This is a genomic window from Streptomyces mobaraensis NBRC 13819 = DSM 40847, from assembly GCF_017916255.1.
GTDB lineage: Bacteria > Actinomycetota > Actinomycetes > Streptomycetales > Streptomycetaceae > Streptomyces > Streptomyces mobaraensis.
In genome coordinates this window covers 1-19850 of sequence record NZ_CP072827.1, presented here as the reverse complement: position 1 = coordinate 19850, position 19850 = coordinate 1, and the positions used below count along the sequence as shown (strand labels likewise).

The following is a 19850-nucleotide window of genomic DNA, read 5'->3' as shown; positions in this document are numbered from 1 at the left end:
TCGGATGACGTCCGGGGCCCGCGCGTCTTCGCGAACACCGTCGAATCAGCCCGTCCCCGCCGACGGCGTGCGCGCGAAGTGGCGGGCGGTGGGGACCAGCGCCGCGCCGGCCGGGACGAGGAAGCAGGCGGCGGCGCAGACCGCCAGGACGGGCGTCACCCCGAACGCGCCGATGGCCGGGGCGATCAGGGCCAGACCGGCCGGCGCCAGACCGTAGGAGACCAGGAAGTCCAGCGAGGAGACCCGCGCCAGCTTGTCGGGGGCGACCTCGCGCTGGGTCGCCGTGAACCACGGCACGTTGAACAGTTCGATCCCGACCCCCGCGACGGCGTACGCGGCGACGACCACGGCCGCGTGCACGGGCAGCGTCAGACTCAGCGGAGCGACGCCGTACGCGGCCAGACCGGCGAACGCCGCCCAGCCCTGCGAGCGCGGCCGCCACCGGGCGACGAGCAGCGCGCCACCCAGCGCGCCGACGGTGTACGCGGTCGTGGACGCCCCCAGCACCCACGCCGTGCCGTAGCGGTCCCGGCTGACCAGGGGCAGGGCGACGCCGGTGGCCGAGTAGCCGAGGGTGACGACCGCGACGAGCGCGGCCAGCCCGGCGAGGAACCACGGGTGGCGGCGCGCCTCGCGTATCCCGTCGAGGAACTCCGTACGGAACCCGGGCCGCGCGGCCGCGACCGCCGGGGACGACGCGTCCGAAGCGGAACCCGCCGCCGGGACCGCACCCGCACCGACCCCCCGCCCCGGGACGAACGCGGCCACCAGCCACAGCAGTCCGATGCCGAGCAGTAGCGTCCGGGTGTCGAGGAACGCCGCGAGCAGCGAGGTCAGGGCCGGTCCGGCGAGCGTGGAGCTCCGTACCGCGAGGGTCATGGCGGCGTTGGCCCGCTGGCGGCGCTCCGGGGCGACGGTCTCGGCGGTGAGCGCCTGGAACGCCGGGCGGCAGGCGCCCTGCCCGGCGCCCGCGAGGACGGCGGCGGCCGACATCAGCAGGAGCGAGCGGCCGAGTCCGGCGGCGAGGAGGGGCGCGGCGGCCGCCGCCGCGAGGGACGACCAGAGGACGACCGCGCGGCGCGAGTGCCGGTCGGCCAGTACGCCGCCGACGGTGACCGCGACGAGGAACCCGGCGGTACGGGCGGCGAGCACGAGGCCCAGGCCGGCGGCGCCGAGGTCGCGGTGGAGGACGGCCAGCCCGAGGACGAACGGCAGCGCCCAGGTCGCGAGGCCGGAGGCGGTGGTCCCCGCCCACAAGCGCAGGAACGCCGAGTCCCGGAGGATCGAACGCGGGGGAGGGGAAGCGGACTTGGCCGCCGCCGGGACAGGTGTGGTCGCCACGGTGTGAGTGCTCCTCAGGGTGCGAAGGGGCGGTTCCGCGGACCGGCCCCGGATTCGTTAATGAAAATGAATACCATTACGGTACTCTCTCTCGTGCACGGCACCCCTGTCCCGTGTACGACAACGACCGCACCCTTCCCTCCCGTATCGGAGCCCCCATGCACCATCCCGCCCGCCTCGGCATAGCCCTGACCGGAGTTCTGACCGTCGCCCTCGCCACCGCCGGCTGCGGCACGCAGGGCACCGAGTCCGACGCCGGGACTTCCGCCGCGCGGACGTCCGTCACCAGCTGCGGCCGGCAACTCTCCTTCGCCGGCCCGCCGGAGCGGACCGTCACCCTGGACCAGTCCTCCACCGAGACCCTGCTGGAACTGGGACTCCAGGACCGGATGGCGGGCACCGCCAACATCAAGACCAAGGTCACCGCCCGGTACGCCGACGCGTACGCCAAGGTCCCCGTCATCGCCCCCAAAATCGCCACCGGCGAACAACTGCGCGCCGCCACCCCGGACTTCGTCGTCGCCGGATCCGCGGACCTCCTTACCAAGGACCGGGCCGGCACCCGCGACGAGCTGGCCGCCCTCAAGGTCCCCACCTTCGTCAGCGCCGTCGACTGCCCGGAGCGCCAACGCGCCGGTACGTCCCCCTTCGAGCTGCTCTTCTCCGACTACGAGAACCTCGGCAAGATCTTCGGCGCCGAACGGCGCGCGGACCGGCTCGCCGCCGAGCAGCGGGCGGCCGTCGCCGAGGCGGGGAAGACCGCGCCGCACACCGCCCGGGACGAGGACCGCCCCACGGTCGTGTACCTCTACTCCGTCTTCAACGGCATGCCGTACGTGGCGGGCGGGACCGGACTGCCCAGCGAGATGAGCCGGATCGTCGGCGCGAGGAACGCCTTCGACGACGTCAAGGAGGACTGGCCGGAGGTCTCCTGGGAGGAGGTCGCCAAACGCGACCCGGACTACATCGTCATCGGCGACCTGTCCGAGCGCGGACGCCCCGGCGACAGCGCCGCCGAGAAGCGCGCCGCGATGACCGCGCACCCGGTGGTCTCCCGGCTCGCGGCGGTCCGCGACAACAGGATCCTGGAAGTACCGGGCATCGAACTCGACCCTTCCGTACGGTCGGTGCACGCCCTGGGCATGCTGGCCGAGGGGCTGAAGGGCGTCGGACATGCCCGGCACACCCACTGACCCGGCCACCCGGCGGCAGCCGGCAGACCCCCTGCCCCTACTGACGGACCCCCTGCCCTCGCCGACAGACCTCCTGCTCCCGACGGCCCGGGGCCGGGCCGCCGTCCCACCCCCCACCGCCACCATCGAGCGTTCCCTGCCCGCCCGCGCCGCGCTGCTCCTCCTCGCCGTCACCGCCCTCGCCGGCTCGCTCACGGCCGCCGTACGGATCGGCACCGCCGACGTGAGCTGGACCGACCTCGCCCGCGTCCTCGGCGCCCGTCTCGGCCTGGACGTCCGACCGCCGCCCCCGCTGACGGACTCCCTCGTCTGGGACCTCAGGCTGCCGCGCGCCCTGATGGCCGCCCTCGTCGGCGCCGCGCTCGCCGTGTGCGGCACGGTGCTCCAGGCCGTCACCCGCAACGCGCTCGCCGACCCGTACCTCCTCGGCGTCTCCTCGGGCGCGTCGACCGGCGCCGTCACCGTCATCGTCCTCGGCGTGGGCGCGCACGCGCTCGGCACCACCGGCGGCGCGCTCGCCGGGGCGCTGCTCGCCTTCGGACTGCTCCTCCTGCTGCTCCGGCGCACCGGGCCGGACTCCACCCGCATCGTCCTCACCGGCGTCGTCGTCGGACAGCTCTTCACCGCCCTGACCTCCCTCGTCCTGATGGCCTCGGCGGACGCGGACACCACCCGGGCCGTCACCCACTGGCTGCTCGGCTCGATGGCGCCCGCCCGCTGGGACACCGTCCTGGCCTGCGCGACCGTCACCCCGCCGGGGCTGCTCCTCGCGTGGCTCGGCTCCAACGCCCTGGACGGACTCGCGTTCGGCGCCGACACCGCCGCCTCCCTCGGCATCGGCGTACGGCGCACGCGGACGCTGCTGCTCGTGGTCACGGCCGTCCTGACCGCGGTGGCGGTGGCGACCGTCGGCGCCATCGGCTTCGTCGGACTGATCGTCCCGCACGCCGTACGGTTCCTCGTCGGACCGGCGCACCGGGTCCTGCTGCCGTACGCGGCGCTCGCCGGCGGGGTGTTCCTGGTGTGGACGGACACGGTGGCGCGCGTCGCCTTCGCGCCCCGCGAGGTTCCCGTCGGCGTCATCACCGCCCTGCTGGGTGTGCCCCTGTTCCTCCTCGTCCTGCGCAGGAGGGGGGAGCTGTGAGGATCACCGCCGAAGGGCTCACCTGGTCGGTCGCGGGCCTGCCGGCCCCCGTCGTACGCGACGTCAGCGTGGACATCGCCCCCGGCGAGACCGTCGGACTGCTCGGCCCCAACGGCTCGGGCAAGTCCTCGCTGCTGCGCTGCCTGGCCGGGCTGCGGACGCCCGACGCGGGCACGGTCCGGTACGACGGCGTGTGCGTACGGGGCTGGAGCGCGCGCCGGATCGCCCGGCACGCCGCCTTCGCCGAGCAGGAGACGGGCGCGGACAGCGAACTACGGGTCTCCGACGTGGTGGGACTGGGCCGGACACCGTTCCGCGACCGCTGGCGCGCACCGGACGCCACCGACCGCGCGGTCGTCGCCGCCGCCCTGGAACGCGTCGGACTGACCGCACTCGCGGACCGCTCCTGGAAGGCACTGTCCGGCGGCGAACGGCAACGCGCCCACATCGCCCGCGCACTGGCCCAGCAGCCGTACGCGCTCCTGCTCGACGAACCCACCAACCACCTCGACGTCCGGCACCAACTCGAGCTCATGGAACTGCTGTCGGGGACCGGGCAGACGGTCCTGGTCGCCCTGCACGACCTGTCCCTCGCCGCCCGCTACTGCGACCGGCTGCTCCTCCTGCACCACGGCCGCCTCGTCGCCACCGGGCCGCCGTCCACCGTCCTGACGGCCGACCGGCTCGCAGAGGTCTTCGAGGTGGACGCCGAACTCGGCACGGACGCCGTCGGCAGACCGGCGATTACCTATCGCGGACCGCTCGCCGCAGAGAAGACGCGCGGTGCGCGGCGGCAGGGGCGGCCGGGCGACACGGCGATCCCCGGCGCGCCCGAGGCGGCCGCGTCGTCCTTCGACGCGCCGGCTTCAAGGACACCGCCGCCCGCCGCCCGACGCGCTGACGCGTGACAGGCCGGAACGACGGGCCGGCTCCGAGGAGGCGGCCCGTCGGCACACAGCCTTCGGGGACACCGGTGTCCGACGTGCTGACGTGTGCCAGGCCGGTGCCCGACGAGCCGACTTCGGGGAGGCGGCCGTCCGGCAGTCCGTCGTCGGGGACGCTGGCGCCGGACGTGCTGATGTCCGACAGCCCGGCGTCCGACGCACTGACCGCGCGGACGCCGGCGTTCGACACTCTGACCGCGCGGACGCCGGCGTCCGACGCGCCGACGCCCGAAAGACGGCCGTTTCGGAACGCGATAGTCCGGCTCGCCCGAGCGCGGGAAGCCCGCTCCGGCCGGCCCGCATCCCGATCGGCCGCCCAACCGTTGAGGCCGGTGCCCGGACCCGTCGAGTGCCCGGACCCGTCGAGTGCCCGGACCCGTCGAGTCCGCTGCCGGACTCGGTGCGCCGGGGCCTTCGGCCAGGGCCGAAGGCCGTCACCCGATCCAACCGGTGAACCCCGCCCCTCCGCACTGCAAGCCCCGCACACACGAACCTGCACCGCACCGCATCGCACCACGGAACGACGGCCCGAACACCCCACCCACCCTGCGAATGGAACCTCATGAGTCTCACACGCTCCATCTCCACCCCCAATCCCTCCTCCGTCGACGCCCTCATCAAGGCCGTCCTCGCTGGCGAGCACGGACCACTGCCCTCCGAATCCACCGCGACCAGCGTCTTCTGGTGTCACCACGGCACCCGGCTGGCCGGCGGTGACACCACCTACCTCAACCAGTACGTCCTCGTCCGCCTCGGCGACTCCTTCGGCGGATGCGCCTTCGAGGCGGGCGAGATCGAGCCGTCGATCTGCCGGGACGCCTCCGGCGCACCGCTCGACGTCCTGCTGCGCGACTCCCCGCGCCCGCTCCGGATCGCCGCGCTCGACGCCTACCTCTCCCGCGTCCGCCCGCACCGCGAGGCGGCCGGGGCGGGTGATGCGGAGGCCGTCGTGCTTCCCACGGGCACCCCGGAGGTCCGCGCCAGGGCCCGGGACGCGGCCGTCGCCGGGCTGCTGGAGACCGACGCGGGCGCCGCGGTCGGCCTCATCGGCGTCGTCAACCCGCTGGTGGCGGCGATACGCGAGCGCGGCGGCAGGCCGCTGCCCTGCGACTTCAACCTCAAGGCCACCCAGTGGGGCGACCCCGTCACCGACGACATGCACGAGGTACTGGACCGCGCCGACGCCGTCGTCGCCACCGGAATGACCCTGGGCAACGGCTCGTTCGACGTCATCCTGGAGCGGTGCCGCTCCCGAGGCGTCCCGCTGATCGTCTACGCGCAGACGGGCAGCGCCGTGGCCCGCGCCTTCCTCGGCGCGGGGGTGACCGCGCTGTCCGCGGAACCGTTCCCGTACTCGCAGTTCAGCGCCGAGGAAACGGTTCTGTACCGCTACCGTGCGGCGGTGGCCGCATGAGTCCCGTCACCCGCCGGCCATCCGTCTCCGGCACCGGGCACGCCCCCTGCCACCACGGCGAGCTCCTCCAAGGGGTCTTCCGCGACGACGACGGGCGCCGGTGCGCCGGACTGGTCACGCTTCCCATGGCGGGCCCCGGCAGCACCGCCGTGTTCGTCCGCCGGCCCGGTACGCCGCCCGAGGCGCTCACCGTCGTCCCCGCCGGCCGTACGAAGGCCGCCCGGGCCGCCACCCTCGCGGTCGCCGCGTGCGCGGAACGGTCCGGACGGCCGCCTGCCGGCGGCACGTTGCGGCTGACCGGCGACGTACCGGTGGGCCTCGGCATGGGCAGTTCCACCAGCGACGTCATCGCCGCCATCCGCGCGGTCGCCTCCTCCTACGGTCTGCGCCTGCCGCCCGGGACGGTCGCCCGGCTGGCCGTCCGCGCCGAACGGGCCTGCGACCCGCTGATGCTCGACGCCCGCCCGGTGCTCTTCGCCCAGCGCGAGGGCCGGGTCCTGGAAACCCTCGGCCCGGCCCTCCCGCCGCTGCTCGTGGTCGGCTGCGCCCTCGGCGGGGGAGCGCCCGTCGACACCCTCTCCCTGCCCGCCCACGAGACCGACGAGCACGACGTCCGGGCCTGCGAACGCCTGCGTGCGCTGCTGCGCCGCGCGGTGGCCACCGGCGACGCGCGACTCCTCGGCGAGGTCGCCACGGCCAGCGCGACACGCGGCCAACGGGTGCTGCGCCACCCCGAGTTCGACGCGCTGACGGGCATCGCCCGGCGGTCCGGCGCGGTGGGCGTGCAGATCGCGCACAGCGGAGCGGTGGCGGGCGTGCTGTTCGACCCGGCGGCGCCGGGCGTACGACACCGCGTACGCGGCTGCCTGCGCGCCCTGGCCGCCCACGGCATCCCCGCCACCCGCACCTTCACCACCCCGACCCCCTTCTTCAAGGAGATCCCGCATGGACCAGCACATCGCGGAGGCGATCGGCCGGCCCGACCTCGTACGCCTCGACGAACGGCTCGTCTGCCTGCGCTTTGAGACGATGAAGGTGGTCTCCGCCCTCGCGGCCGTCCGCCACCTGCTCGACACCGGAGCCGTACGGCGCGGCGACACCCTGCTGGACAGCTCCAGCGGCATCTACGCCTACGCCCTCGCCCTGGCCTGCCACCGCCACGGCATGCGCTGCCACGTCGTCGGCTCGACGACGGTGGACCGCACCCTGCGCGTCCAGCTCGCCGTCCTCGGCGCGACCTTCGAACAGATGGAACCGTGCAGCGACCTCAAACTCGACCAGAAGCGCCGTGTGGAGCGGATCCAGGAGATCCTCGCCGAACACCCTGAGTACCACTGGATGCGCCAGTACCACGACGACATCCACTACCTCGGCTACCGCCCGATCGCCGACCGGATCCGGGAGGCGGTCGGCGCGGACGGGCTGACCGTCGTCGGCGGCGTCGGCTCGGGCGCCTCCACCGGGGCCCTCGCCCGCCATCTGCGCGCCGGGCCCGACGGGCCGGCCGACGTCGAGCTCGTCGGCGTCCAGCCGTACGGCAGCGTCACGTTCGGCGCCGAACACATCGCCGACCCCGAGATCATCATCGCCGGAATCGGCAGCTCCATCCCCTTCGGGAACGTCTCGCACGAGCTGTACGACATCCTCCACTGGGTCTCCTTCGACGCCGCGCTCGCCGGCAGCGTCGACCTGCTGCGACGGCACGCGGTCTTCGCGGGCCTGTCCACCGGCGCCGGCTACCTCGCCGCCCGCCACGAACACGAGCGCTCACCCGGCCGCACGGTCCTGTTCATCGCGGCCGACACCGGCCACCGCTACACCGACACGGTCCACGCCCGCCACCGGGAAGCCGTCCCGATCACGGACCTCGCCCCGCGCGAGGTGTCCGACCGGAGCGGGCTGGCCCTGCCGTGGTCCCGTATGCGCTGGAACCGCGCGCCCGCACCGGCGGAGGCCGTGGCGAACGGGACCGGCACACCCGTTGCGGATCGCACGGGAACTCCCCGCCCGGTCACCCCGTAGCCCGCCGTCACTACACCGCACCCCTCCCTCGCAACCTCGCCCGGGCGACGCATGCCGTCGCGGTGCCGACCGTTACGGGGGAGAGGCGGGACGGAAGCGGCGGACCGACGGACGTCGGCTCCACCGGGCGGAACACGACACCCGCCCTGTGAGGTTCGGGGAAGGTCTCTCTAGGGTGTTCGGGTTTCCCCGCCGTTGATGTGGGGTTGTTTGCGTGCTGGTCGACGGGCCTGTCAGGCAGTTGATCTTGGTGGTGGTCTTCCGGATTCGGTGGTGGTGTGATTCCGGATCGGTCGGTGGTGTGTTCGTCGAACCTCCTTTGAGGCGTGTTCTGTAGCGCATGAAGGTGTGAGGCGGAGAGGAACGGAGATTTGTCACCCGTCCAAGTGATCGAGTGGGGTCTGGTCGGGGTGTCGGCTTTAACGTTTCATGCGTCGCGCCTGTTACGGGCCGTCATCATGAACTGCTCTGTGTGGAGCAGGGGTTGACTCCCCGGAGGCTGACACTGTGATCACTGCTTGGTTACCGGTTTGCTCTGTGCGTGTATGTCGGCTCCGGTGACGGCGGGAGATGCCCCTGGGGCCGTGGAGGGCGGGTTGGGACGGCATCGGGATGAGTTGCGGCCTGCCGCGGTGGCTCAGCTGTTGCGGCTGCGGGCCGCGGGGGAGTTGCGGACGGCACATGTGCGGCTGGTCGCTGACGCGGTGGGTGTGCACATCAGGACGGTGTGGACCTGGCTGGCGCAAGCGGAGGGGACCGGCAGTCCGGAGAAGCCGGAACGCCGCCGGTTCCGGGTCACCGAGGAGGTCATCGAAGTCCTCGCCGACTATCAGGGCAATGTGAAGCGCGCTCACGAGCGCCTGGTCGAGATGGCCGTGGCGGCGGGGGAGCGGCCGCCGGGTTTGACCACGCTGCACGATGCGATCGCTCGTGATCTCGATCCGGGTTTCATGGCAGGGCTGCGGGAGGGCATTCCGGCTGCGCGGGGGTTCGATCCGGCTTTCCAGCGGCCGGCGGTGGCCCGGAACCAGGTGTGGGAGGGCGACCACAAGCAGGCCGAGACCGTCGTGATGATGCCCGATGGCAAGCCGGCGAAGGTGTGGGTGACGTGGTTCGAGGACCGCGGTACCGGCTATGTGATGGGCTGGGCGGTCACCGCCGGCTCCGCGCACCGCGGCTCCGTCCTCGCCGCTGTACGCGCCTCCGTCCTCCGCGAAGCTCCTTACGGCCCGCCGGGCGGGCTGCCGCACTTGGTGCGCGTCGACGGCGGCGCCGATTTCCTCTCCAAGACCGTCCGACGGGCCTTCGGCCTCCTTGGCGTCCCGGTCCACCAGGTGCGCAGCGCCCGCCACAAGGGCGGTGTCGAGCGGCTGAACCGCACCAGCATGACCCGCTTCTTCGCCGACCTGCCCCGCTACACGAAAGCGCCCCGCCTCGATCACCGTCGCCGCCTCGGAGACACGGACCCGCCGCTGATGTTCGAGGAGTTCGTGCGCCTGCTGGGCGAGTGGGTCCACCAGCACAACACCGAGCACGTCATCGAGCGCACCGGGATGACCCCGCTTGAGGCCTGGCAGGCGGATCCCACCGAGATCAGGCCCGAGCCGAGCGCGTCCGAGCTGCGCGCCTTCATGCTGGAGAGCGACCACCGGCCCCGTAAGATCACCAGTCACGGGTGGAGTTCAACCGCCGCGCCTATATGCCCGAGAACGGGGTGGGCCGGATCGGGCTCGAGGTCCGTGTGCGCTGGATGCCGCACCACACCCACGAGGTCGACCTCTACACCTTCCGCGGCAACCGCTACCTGGCCGGGCCTTCCTCAGCAACGAGGCCAGCGAGGAACTGCGGGCCAAGGTGCTCCTCGAACGCGACGAGCACAGCCAGGCCCTGCGACGCGCCCTGAAACGCTCCGGCGAGCGCCGACGGGAACGCCACCTGCCGTCCACCCGGCCCGAGGTGCCCGTGCGCGCTGTGCGTATGACCGAGCAGGAGGCCCGCGCCGAACTTGAGGGCACCGCGGCGTCACCCATGCCACGACGCCAGCGGGCTACCGAGCGCTATGTCCCGCGTCTTGGCCCCGCCCCGGGCTGGGCCGTTCCCCAAGCCGCCCCTGACGAAGATTCTCTCGATGAGGAGTGACCGTGATCAGTGAAGTGCCGCCCCAGTCTTGGGAGCCGGGGGACATGGAGCCGGAGTTCTACCTCGATGTTCCCGGCGCGAGGCTGGTGACGACCGATGTGCTGCTCCAGGTCCAGGACACGATCGCCGAGACGGTCGAGGCGAGGGCGATGTCGCTGATCTACGGCGAGTCCGGTCTGGGCAAGACGTTCGCCACCCGCGCCGCGCTCAAGACCATCGCACCGGATCTGTTGCTGTCCCTGCAGTTCGCCCGCTCGCGCCCGGGCCCGAAAGACCTGCGCGAGGAACTTTTCCACCAGCTGCGCCTGCCCGGGAAGATGCCGGGCACCGCCACCCCCTTGTACCGGCAGCTGATGGCCGCGCTGCCGCGGCGCCCGTACGTGATCGTGTGCGACGAGGCCCAGCAGTACAACCGCGCCTGTTTCGAGCTGATCCGCAACCTCTGGGACAACAGCCGAAAACAGCGGCCGGCCGTGCTGTTCATCGGCGGGCACGAGGCGTACGACACCCTGCAGAGCGACCCGTCCCTGGCCTCCCGGCTGTGCGCCCGGCGCGAGGTGAAGGCCATGTCTCCCGAAGAAATGCTGCAGGTCATCCCGCTGACCCATGCCATCTGGGCCACTGCCGGCCCCGAACTCCTCGAGCACATCGACGTGCGTCACGCCGACGGCTCGATGCGCGAGTGGGCCAAGGTCACCCACTACGCCCTGAAAGGCCTGAAGCACTTCAAGACGGACACGGTCGATCAGCAGGTAGCTGACTGGGCCCTGGCCCAGTGCTGACGGCTGCCCGGCGCGGCGGCACCGGCCCGTTGCTCGCCCCGGTGCCGAACCCCGTTGATCCCTCAGCGCACTTCCTGGACGGTGAAGGCCTTCAAGGGCTGTGCACCCCCGGCCTCCTGGACGTTAGCCGCGCCGTCGAGGTCTGCTTCGCCCGGCGCGCGATGCTCTGTGTGACCGGTGCCTCCGGTGTGGGCAAGACCTTCGCCGCCCACGCCGTTGCTCGCGGGCCACCCAGCCCACCGGTCCATGCGTGCTCAGCCTGCCCTCCCGCCCCACCCCGGCCGACCTGCGCACGGCTTTCCATGACGCCCTTCACCTTCCCGGCCCGCCGCCCGACGACCCCGGGGTGTGCGACGCCGCCGTCCTGGACGCGCTGGCCGCCGGGCCCGCAGACCGTGGTGGTCGACGAAGCACACCAGCTTTCCCTCGCCGCCCTCGAGTACCTGCGCTACCTCTACGACAGCCTGCCCGACGGCCTGTGCACCGTGCTGATCGCCGGAGAGAAGAGCGAGAGCGTGCTGCGCGATACGCCGATTGCTGGGCACCCGGGCCGCCCTGTGGTGCGAGATCCGCCCGCTGGATGCTGACCTGGTGCCACTCGCCGCCCGCCGCCTGCACCCGCTGTGGCGGCAGGCCTCCGGTGCCCAACTGCGCCATCTGGACGGCCACTTCGCGCACGGCCGGCTGCGGCCGCTGGGCCTTGCTCACCCACCAGGCCCGCCGTATCCGATCCACCGCCCCCGCCGCCTGCCGCAGATGGATCGAGCAGCTCGCCGCCCGCGTGGACGACGGGAGCATCGGGTGACGCCGACGGTGCTCCGCTCCGGCCCCCATCCCGCCGCTCGCCCTCATCACCGACACGGCGGACGATGTGGCGCTGGCCCGCGCGGCCCGCCACTGGGCCAACCCCCGCCAAGGCCGGATCACGGTCGATCCCACCCCCGCCACCGTCACTTCCGCGTTCCTTGCCCGCGACATCCTGGCCGCGCTCGGCCGCACCGCCTACGCACCCACCCACAGCCCGGTCATCACCGCACAACCGGCCTGGCGGGCCGCCGCCTGCTGGATCACCATCGATGACATCCGCCAGCTGACCGTCCTGCGGGCGCACATGCTCACCCCCGAACGCACCGAACAGCTCTCCGTGCTCCGCGAGGTGACCGGCATCCGCCTGATCCTGATAGCCAGCGGCGCCACCACCGGCGAGCGTGCCCGCCTCACCACGCACCTCGCCGAAGCCGGCCTCGCCGGTGAACTCGAGCACCTCGACACCCCCGCCGCCCTGCGCCTGTTCACCCAGCACGCCGCACCTCGGCCGAGCCTTCCGAGCCCGCGCCCCGCCCGGCAGCAGCCATCGACAACAAGATCCTCTGCCGCAACCGTGGCACACGGCGCTCCACCCGCCAGACGGTCCGCGCCCCGCCTCTTCGGCCAGCATCGTGCAGGGCTGCTCGCCGCCCACAACTGGCTGGCCTGGCACCGCGCCACCTTGCCGGCACTGCCCGACCAGCGCGACGTGGAGCTCTTCCTGTCGCGCCTGACTGCGCTCAGCCCCACCCTCGAGTACACCACCGCCCGCATCCACGGCGCCCGGGACGGCTTCGCGGCAGCCGGCCTGCGCCTGGCCCACCCCGCTGATCTCGCCGCCGCCGGCGGCCCGGGCATCTGCACGGTCCCGTTCACCGCCCAGGTCGCGTACCGCATCAGCCGGGCTGTACCCGGACCGACCCAGGTCGCCGCGCTAGCCGCCTTGTTGTGTACCGGAGCCGCCACCGACCGCCTCGTCCACGCCACCGTCGATGACGTGCACCACGACGGCTCCCGGCTCGCCCTGCCCGAGCCTTTCAGCGGCGAGTACGACCAAGACCATCCGCCACCCCGCGTCTGGTACGCGATCCCGCCCCACGCACGGCCCTACCTGCAAGCCGCACGCCTCTTCCGCCAGCTCGAAGGCGCACCCGGCCACTTCCACCTGTTCAGCAAATCCTTCGGCCACCGCCTCAAAGCCCTCGTGAAGGATGCCAGCCACCCCATCCCCACCCTCGACCACCCGCACCCCGGCCCAGCCTGGCACCACCAGGCCCGCCTGCTCCGCACATGAGGAGCCGCACACCTCCCTCCCACACGGCCACAGGACCGCACGGACAGATTCCACGCACGTGAAGGCCGCCTCACCTAGACCGACAAACCGAGATCAGCCGTGACAGACCCACCCCGCGCGCAGGGGCGCGACGATAAGGATGAGGACAAGGAGCTGCAATGCCGGACACGAGCCTGCCGAGAAGGCCGTGGAACACACGGTGATCAGCGCTGACCACGTACACACTGCGGAGACGGCCCAGCAACGCCAACGGACGTTCGTTCCGCCTTCCGAGTCCTACCTGCCTGGCGTCCAGGAGCCGGCGGGCGACGCCCTGCTGGACCAGCTGTTTTATGCGACGGTGGACGAATGCCCTGATCCCACCTGCCGCCCGCTGCTCCTCGACCCGCGTCGCGGCCAGCGTAGGGGCGACGCGCAAGCTGGTGGACTGGGCATGCTGGATCACGTCCGAGGTGTACGGCGGGCTTCCCGAGGAGCTCGTGGACGAGGTCGCGTCGGCGGGCACCATTTTCCGCCCCTCGACCACCTTCCGCCGACACGCTGCGGAATACCACAACCAGGGGCCACCCTTCGGCGTTATGTACGACGCGTGCAGTGCCGCGCAGCGTCGGGAAGCGGCGGACAACGCGGTTGTCTTGGTCGATGGGCTACAGGTGTGGTGGACGGACTTCCTCTACCAGTGACCGGCCCCTGCCTGGGCCCGCCGCCCGGAGCGTATGACGTGCTCGCCTCAGCCTTCCGGCCGGTGTGCCTCCCTCACCCAGGGCAGTCCGGGTCCGTGGAACACGGCATGCAACTCGGCCGGGTAGCTGTCGAACCCGGCCCGTACCGGGTACGCCGCTTGCGGAGCTGAATCTCGCGTCCGGTAATGACGGGCCGGTAGGAGGCGGCGACGATGATCCTCCCCGCCTCATCGACGACAGGCCCGGCCTCCTCCAGGTGCTGCCGGGCGGCGAGGACGATTTCCATGGCCCGCTCACTGCGGCTGCGCCGCGCCTGGGGCCCCCGCCGCGCGGACGCGTGCGTCGCCGGCGGCGGGGCCCATCCGCAGATCCTTGAGCGCCGCTCGCTGCGCCTCGGCCAGGCCCTTCCACCGCACATGCTGCGTTTGCACCCATTTTCCGAGGCCACTGCCGCGGAACCACCGTGGTCCGGCAAGGAGTCCGGCCCGTCGGCCGCCCTCGGCCCGGAACAGGCGAAGTCGCACGAGCTGGCGGTGCCAGATCGCATTCCAGACCGCGTCGGGCGGCAGGCCGATCCGCGCATGTGCGAGGGCGTAGACGACCAGGACGTGGTCGCGGGCCTGCCCGATCAGCTCGCGCGCCTCGCCGAGTCCGCCGCCTGCCGCTTCGTGCGCGTCGTCACTGCCCGGCTCCTGGACGGCGTCTGCGGCGTTGAGCGCGGCGTGGGCCCGGTGCAGTGGGAGGTGGAGGCCCTGGAGCCGACCGAACTCCGGAGCCCTCGCCGCCGTCACCCCGTACGCCGACGTGACCTCCTCGCCCGGCAGATCGCCCGCGAGGAAGAGCAACGCTGCGCCCTGGCCGCCTTCCTGGACGGCTGAGACGCGGCAGGCGGGGGAGCACCCTTGTAGCGCTGTTCCGGCGCGGGGGCGCTCAGCGGGTGGCAGTGCCGGGCGCAGCGATGCCAGTGGAGAGTGCCGTCCTTCGCGCGCAGATCCCAGCCCACTTCTGGATCGGGCAGGGGCCGGGGCGGATGGCCGCAGCCCGAGGACTGCGGCCATCCGGGATTTACCGGCGGATCTGAATCGTGATGGCGGGAGCCGCAACTGCGAGCAGAGCCAGTCCGACTGGTGGGGAGACTGTCAGGGCGATGGCCGTGCCGCTCACGGTGCAGGCCGCTGTGAAGCCGAAGGTCACCCACCTCAGGGAACGGCTGTAGTTGGCACCGCCTTCTTCCTGGAGCTCGGCTCCCGGGCTGGGCTCGGTGTGCTCTTCTGCTGTACGTTCCATTGACAGAGGTACCGCCTCTTTCGCGATTGGGAGGCCCGGAGCACCAAGTGCTTGCCGGCGTCGATGCTCCGGAGCCCCCGATTGGACGCGGCTGGAGAAGCCCACCAGGCCGCCTGTGGGGCCCTGTTCAGCGCCTCACACATCAAATGATGTAGCCCGTCTGAGGGGTCGTCCGGTACTCTCAACTACGGATTAACTCGCATGACATGCTGACCAGAGAAACCGGAAATGGGTGAGTAATTGATGGATCACAGAGCATGAGAATCAATCCGTAGTTTCCAAAAGGTGGATCGAGATGCGTCCCAAGGACGGCAAGGTCGACACACGCCTTGCACACCTTCAGACCCTTCGCAGCCGCATGCTCGGGGGCGTCAACCAGGTCATGCGCCGGATCTGGGAGCAAGGGCAGAGGCCCGCCTCCGTCCGAGTCCGTCAGGCCTTCTACCGGCTTGACGAAATGAGGATCTTGGAAGACGAGCGGAAGCCGCTTCCGAAGGAGGAGCAGCCGTTCGCGGCCCGCATGGTCACCCCGAAAGGACTCCAACTCCGGCTCATGCTGACGATGCTGTACGCCGCGCAGTGCGCCGTGGGGCCGGGCAAGCAGTGGGGCACCCCCTATCCCGTGGAGTCGACGGCAAAGCACCCGGTGTCATGGATGAGCCTGTCGGCTTCTGTGAGCCAATACGCCGGTCCTGGCATCCAGCTGGCGTCCGAGGACGTCAACCGCCGACGCCAGATCACCCAAGCCTTGAAGACGCTGGAGGAGATGGCCCTCGTGCGGGCCAACACCGGACCTGGCCGCTTCAGCACCGGATTGCAGCTCCTGTGCGAGAACGGGACCAGCACCGTCAGCTCGGCCATCCCGTACACCGCCGCTGACGACACTGAGCCGTACATCGAGATCCCGGCCGAGTTCTTCACCTGCGGCTGGGTGCATGTGCTCACCAACAGCGAGATCGCCGCCTTGCTCATGTGGTTCGACCGTCTCAAGTACGCCGGCGCCGAAGTCGGCGCCGAGGAGGGCGACCCGCTCACCATTACCTACGTCACCGGCGATATAAGGCAGGGCCTTTACGGGTTGGGGCGGAAGGCATACGAGACGCACCAGGCCCTCGACGCCTACCAGCTCCTCGACGTCATCAGGCCCGAGAAGCGCTACGACTCCGGCAAGTGGGAGGGATATTCGCAGGGTGAGTCGGACCTGCTCTGCCACCGAGTCTCCCTCGCCCCCGCCGGCTTCGACCGCGATGCGGGAGAGATCGTGGAGGACGTACTAAAGCGCCGTGACACCGGCGGGTACTGGGCACGACCCATGTTCAGCACGCCGAAGCGCTTCGACCGCTTCAGCATGGTCTCCGCTGCCGAGTAGAGCGGGTGTCGGACCGCCTTCGGCCCTCCAGCCCAGACCAGTGCTACCGCCGCGAACACGTGAACGGCGCTACACCCCTCCGCCCTGCCTTCCGGACAACAGTGTCCCGGTGCGGGGGCGAAGCTGACTCCTATGAAGTCACGGAAGCCCGGCCGGCCACGCGCCAGACGGCATCGCCCGGCCGGCCCACGATTCACCACGAGGACAACTGAAGCGTCAGACAGGTGGAGGGCCAGACCTCCGGGCGATGCCATGGCCAATCCTCACTGTCAGGTGAGGAGGCCGAGGCGTTGCGCTTCCTGACGCTGGGTGTCGGTGAGGCGGTCGCGGCGGCTGCGGGTGTTGCTGCGCCAGATGCCGAGGCGGACGTGTTCCTCGCGGAGCCCGTCGTCGCCGTGATCGATACGGATGGTCTCCCGGTGCGCACGCGGGACCCGCACATGCCCTTCGCGCGCCTTGTACTGGCGCAGAGCCGCTGTGCCGCGTTCCCATGGGGTCGCCGTGGCCGGCAGCACGACGGCACCGGCTGCTTCGAGGGCCGGGAGGGCGGCGGTTTCGAGTTCACCGGCCGGCACGCGGATGCCGAGCACGGCGAGCCGCTCGCGCTGACCGGCGCTCAGGCCCTGCCAGGAAAGGTGCTGCTCGGCGATCCAGGCACCGACATCTTCCCCGTCGACCATCAGGCCGGGCCGGAGGTCGGCCAGCTGCGCCCCACCGTCCAGACACCATTTCACCTTCGCCCAGCGCCGCTGCCAGGCCAGGGGCCACTGGGGATTCCAGTCGGGGTCGATCGCCTCCAGCAGCTCCCGCCGCCGCTGCGCCCGCTCGGGCTTCTTCCCCAGGCCGTGGGGCTTGCGCAGGTTGGACAACTCCTGACCCACGGGCTGCCCTTCGAAGACCGCTGCCAGAGGAGCGGCGAGAGTGCCGTGCTCGTCGTAGTAGCGCCGGTAGACCGCGATCTTCGCCGCGAACCGCGCGTCGGCCCCCTCCCACTCCATGCCGAGCTCGTCCAGCAGCTGGAACCTCCACGCCCGCAGCGTCCCGTCCCGGTGCGCCCGCCGCTGCTCGGCGCACCACTGCCCCAGCGCATAGTCCCTCTCCCAACCGTCACCGGGCTGCGCCTGACTGCTGCGCGGGACGCGTTCCTGCAGAGGGACGCGGGCGTGCCCGTGCCCGGCCACCCACCGGCACAAAAGGTGGTAGCCGGTCAGCCATACCTCGGACTGGGGCTGCAGAACCCGGGTACGCAGGAACCGCGCAACCGTGATCGCATCGCGCGGAGCGAAGAACCGCAGCAGCGCCGCATCCCCCGGCATCCCCTCGCACCCGGCCGCGCCCCCGTCCTTCTCGGCGCCCTGCTGTTCCTGGCCTGTGCCGGTGTCGCGGATGTACTGGGGGTCGTCGACGAGGACCTCGTCGGCGGTTCCGCGGCCGCTGTGCTCCTGGCGCAGGACGAGTTTCTCGATGATCTGCTCATCGTGGGCGCGCAGCGCCTGGAGGACAGCGACCAGGGGCCGGTAGCTGGGGGAGGACACCATGTCCTGCGGGTCCTCATCCGGCCGGAGGAAGATAGGCACGAGGACCCGCGCGATCTTTCCTTCGCCGGGCGTCTGCCGTAGTGCGCGGCCGGTGTTCTGCACGACATCGACCACACTGCCGCGGGTGTCGGCGAACACCACGGCGTCGACACCGCGTCTCCCGGTGATGTCCGCGCCCTCCCCGAGGACCTTGCACGTCGCCAGGAACGACATCACCGTCTCGGCGCCGTCGTCGTCGAGCCCGTCGGCGAACCGGCCCACCACCTGCCGACGGTAGCCCAGAGGGTGCTCACCGGAAAGCCATTCCGCCACCGTCCTGGCAGGGTCCGGGTAACGACCAGGGTCGCTCTCGTACAGGTCGGTGGCGACCGAGGGCAGGCTCCGGGCGAAGCCCATCGCGTCCCGGGTGCGGTGGTGGAAGGAGAGCACAGACCGCAGCCCGCTCTCCTTCCAGCGCGTCAGCAGCGCGGCCTGCAAAGCCGCCAGCCGCCGCTCCCGCGCCTGCTGCTCCGTCAGCTCGTCCTGGGCGGCAGGGTCGCGGATCTCCAGCACGTCGATCTCGAACCGGGCCAGGACACCGCGCTCGATCGCTTCCAGCAGCCCGAAGCCGATCTGCCGCCCGTAGATCTCCTCATCGTCCATAGAGGCGACCAGCTGCCCGCCCACCCCCTCCTCCCCACGAGCCGGCCCCGCCTTGCCGTCCACGGATTCCGGGATCTCCCACAACCGGGGCGTGGCCGTCATGTACAGCCGGCGGTCTGCCCGGATGCGCGTGTTGTCATGGATGATGGCCCACGGCTTCCCCCGCGCTCCGGAGGTGCGGTGCGCCTCGTCCACGACGGCGAGGTCGAACGGAGCCAGTTGCTGTCCGTACAGGCCTGCCATGGCCTCTTCCAGCGGTCCCGGCACTATCTCGCCGCCCCGGCGGCGGTACGCGAGCGAGGCGTAGGTCGCGAAGACCGTGACCGGTCCGCTACCGCCCCACAGCGCCAGCCGCGGCGCACTCGTGGTGCACCGTACCCCCAGCTCCTTCAGTTCCTCCGCGTTGCCTATCGGTGAGCAGACTGCGATGCCCGGCTCGGTGTGGCCGGCGGTCCTCCACCACGCCACTGTCTGGACCAGTAGGTCGAGCGTGTGGACCATCACCAGGACCCGCCGGCGCGGGGCCAGCCGTCGTGCCACTTCCCGGCTGATCCATGTCTTTCCTGAGCCGGGCGCGGCAGCAAGGGTCACCCGTAGCCCTTTCTCTGGGATCCCGGCCCCGGGTTGGGGCTGGAGTTCTGCCACCACCTTGTTGAGGAGGTCGGGTTGATGGTCACGTGCGGGGATGACGGGCTCACCGAGAGAGCGGGCCTGTCGGTCGGACATGGGGGCCGTGGGCATGATGAATTCCTTCCAGACCATCAGGAGGCGAAGGCCAACAGAGGAGGAGGTCGCCGGAGGGGGTGGGCGTATCCCCAAACCTTACGGATGATGCATCCGGTTGCCGGGGTAGCATGGAGAGGTGAGTCGCAAGTTCACGCTACCGGAACCCGGTGATCGTCGGGGTGGTCGGCCCTCCTCTTTCGGGTGAACCCTCAGGCCGTCGTTCTGGACATCGCCCTGGAACAACGGCAGAAGACCTGATGGGTGGTCAGCCATGGAACAAGAGGAGAAGTACCAGCAATCTCCCAGGTTGTAAAGCCAGTTACTCGCACACCGCCCCCATCCCGCAGCTGGCTGCTTTAGGAATTCGCGGAGCGGATTCCGTCTGGCCGGATCGCGGAGCGATCCGAGCCGCAGACAACGGAGTTGTCTGCACCGGCCACGGAGTGGCCGGCCAAGCCGCGCGGAGCGCGGCGACCTTCCGCCGCGTAGCGGCGGCGCGTCGTGTCTGCGGAGCAGACCGCGCGC

Annotated in this window: 16 protein-coding genes; 14 read left to right on the top strand and 2 right to left on the bottom strand. The window is 71.4% G+C overall.

Annotation, left to right across the window (positions count from 1 at the left end; genetic code table 11):
- Positions 1–45: 45 nt before the first annotated feature.
- Positions 46–1341, bottom strand: a complete 1296-nt coding sequence (locus J7W19_RS00080) for an MFS transporter (RefSeq protein ID WP_004952031.1) — start codon at positions 1339–1341, stop codon at positions 46–48.
- 158 nt (positions 1342–1499) lie between these two features.
- Between J7W19_RS00080 and J7W19_RS00075 the strand changes: the two genes are divergently transcribed.
- The 14 genes from J7W19_RS00075 to J7W19_RS00010 all read left to right on the top strand — a co-directional run bounded on the left by J7W19_RS00075 (position 1500) and on the right by J7W19_RS00010 (position 16419).
- Positions 1500–2534: an ABC transporter substrate-binding protein gene (locus J7W19_RS00075; protein WP_004952033.1), complete on the top strand. Its 1035-nt coding sequence runs from the start codon at positions 1500–1502 to the stop codon at positions 2532–2534.
- Positions 2515–3678 (top strand): FecCD family ABC transporter permease, encoded by a 1164-nt coding sequence (locus J7W19_RS00070; protein WP_004952035.1) that lies wholly within the window; start codon positions 2515–2517, stop codon positions 3676–3678. Before J7W19_RS00075 ends, J7W19_RS00070 begins: the two co-directional genes overlap by 20 nt.
- Entirely contained in the window at positions 3675–4586 is a 912-nt protein-coding gene (locus J7W19_RS00065; protein ID WP_004952037.1) for an ABC transporter ATP-binding protein, read from the top strand. Before J7W19_RS00070 ends, J7W19_RS00065 begins: the two co-directional genes overlap by 4 nt.
- A gap of 598 nt (positions 4587–5184) precedes the next feature.
- Entirely contained in the window at positions 5185–6036 is an 852-nt protein-coding gene (locus tag J7W19_RS00060; protein WP_004952038.1) for a Rossmann-like domain-containing protein, read from the top strand.
- Positions 6033–7061: a GHMP family kinase ATP-binding protein gene (locus J7W19_RS00055; RefSeq protein ID WP_004952040.1), complete on the top strand. Its 1029-nt coding sequence runs from the start codon at positions 6033–6035 to the stop codon at positions 7059–7061. The genes J7W19_RS00060 and J7W19_RS00055 overlap by 4 nt, the downstream gene beginning before the upstream one ends.
- A complete protein-coding gene (locus J7W19_RS00050; protein WP_004952042.1) occupies positions 6982–8058 on the top strand; it encodes a pyridoxal-phosphate dependent enzyme in 1077 nt (358 codons plus the stop codon). Before J7W19_RS00055 ends, J7W19_RS00050 begins: the two co-directional genes overlap by 80 nt.
- A gap of 632 nt (positions 8059–8690) precedes the next feature.
- On the top strand, positions 8691–10067 hold the full coding sequence (locus J7W19_RS00045; protein WP_233478036.1) for a transposase: 1377 nt from the start codon (positions 8691–8693) through the stop codon (positions 10065–10067).
- A gap of 132 nt (positions 10068–10199) precedes the next feature.
- Complete coding sequence (locus J7W19_RS00040; protein WP_233478035.1) at positions 10200–10979, top strand: AAA family ATPase; 780 nt, start codon at positions 10200–10202, stop codon at positions 10977–10979.
- The gene (locus tag J7W19_RS00035; protein WP_210455231.1) at positions 10973–11566 is read left to right on the top strand and encodes an ATP-binding protein; all 594 of its coding nucleotides are present in this window, start codon (positions 10973–10975) and stop codon (positions 11564–11566) included. The genes J7W19_RS00040 and J7W19_RS00035 overlap by 7 nt, the downstream gene beginning before the upstream one ends.
- Complete coding sequence (locus J7W19_RS00030) at positions 11560–11784, top strand: hypothetical protein (RefSeq protein WP_210455230.1); 225 nt, start codon at positions 11560–11562, stop codon at positions 11782–11784. The genes J7W19_RS00035 and J7W19_RS00030 overlap by 7 nt, the downstream gene beginning before the upstream one ends.
- A gap of 66 nt (positions 11785–11850) precedes the next feature.
- A complete protein-coding gene (locus J7W19_RS00025) occupies positions 11851–13080 on the top strand; it encodes a hypothetical protein (protein WP_210455229.1) in 1230 nt (409 codons plus the stop codon).
- 332 nt (positions 13081–13412) lie between these two features.
- Positions 13413–13763 carry a hypothetical protein gene (locus J7W19_RS00020; protein ID WP_233478034.1) on the top strand — a complete coding sequence of 117 codons (351 nt, stop codon included), beginning with the start codon at positions 13413–13415 and terminating at the stop codon, positions 13761–13763.
- A gap of 284 nt (positions 13764–14047) precedes the next feature.
- Positions 14048–14641: a hypothetical protein gene (locus J7W19_RS00015; protein WP_004954756.1), complete on the top strand. Its 594-nt coding sequence runs from the start codon at positions 14048–14050 to the stop codon at positions 14639–14641.
- 866 nt (positions 14642–15507) lie between these two features.
- Positions 15508–16419, top strand: a complete 912-nt coding sequence (locus J7W19_RS00010) for a hypothetical protein (protein ID WP_233478033.1) — start codon at positions 15508–15510, stop codon at positions 16417–16419.
- 269 nt (positions 16420–16688) lie between these two features.
- On the opposite strand, the gene J7W19_RS00005 is transcribed toward J7W19_RS00010, so the two are convergent.
- Entirely contained in the window at positions 16689–19325 is a 2637-nt protein-coding gene (locus tag J7W19_RS00005; protein ID WP_051072770.1) for a DEAD/DEAH box helicase, read from the bottom strand.
- Between the last annotated feature and the right edge of the window lie 525 nt (positions 19326–19850).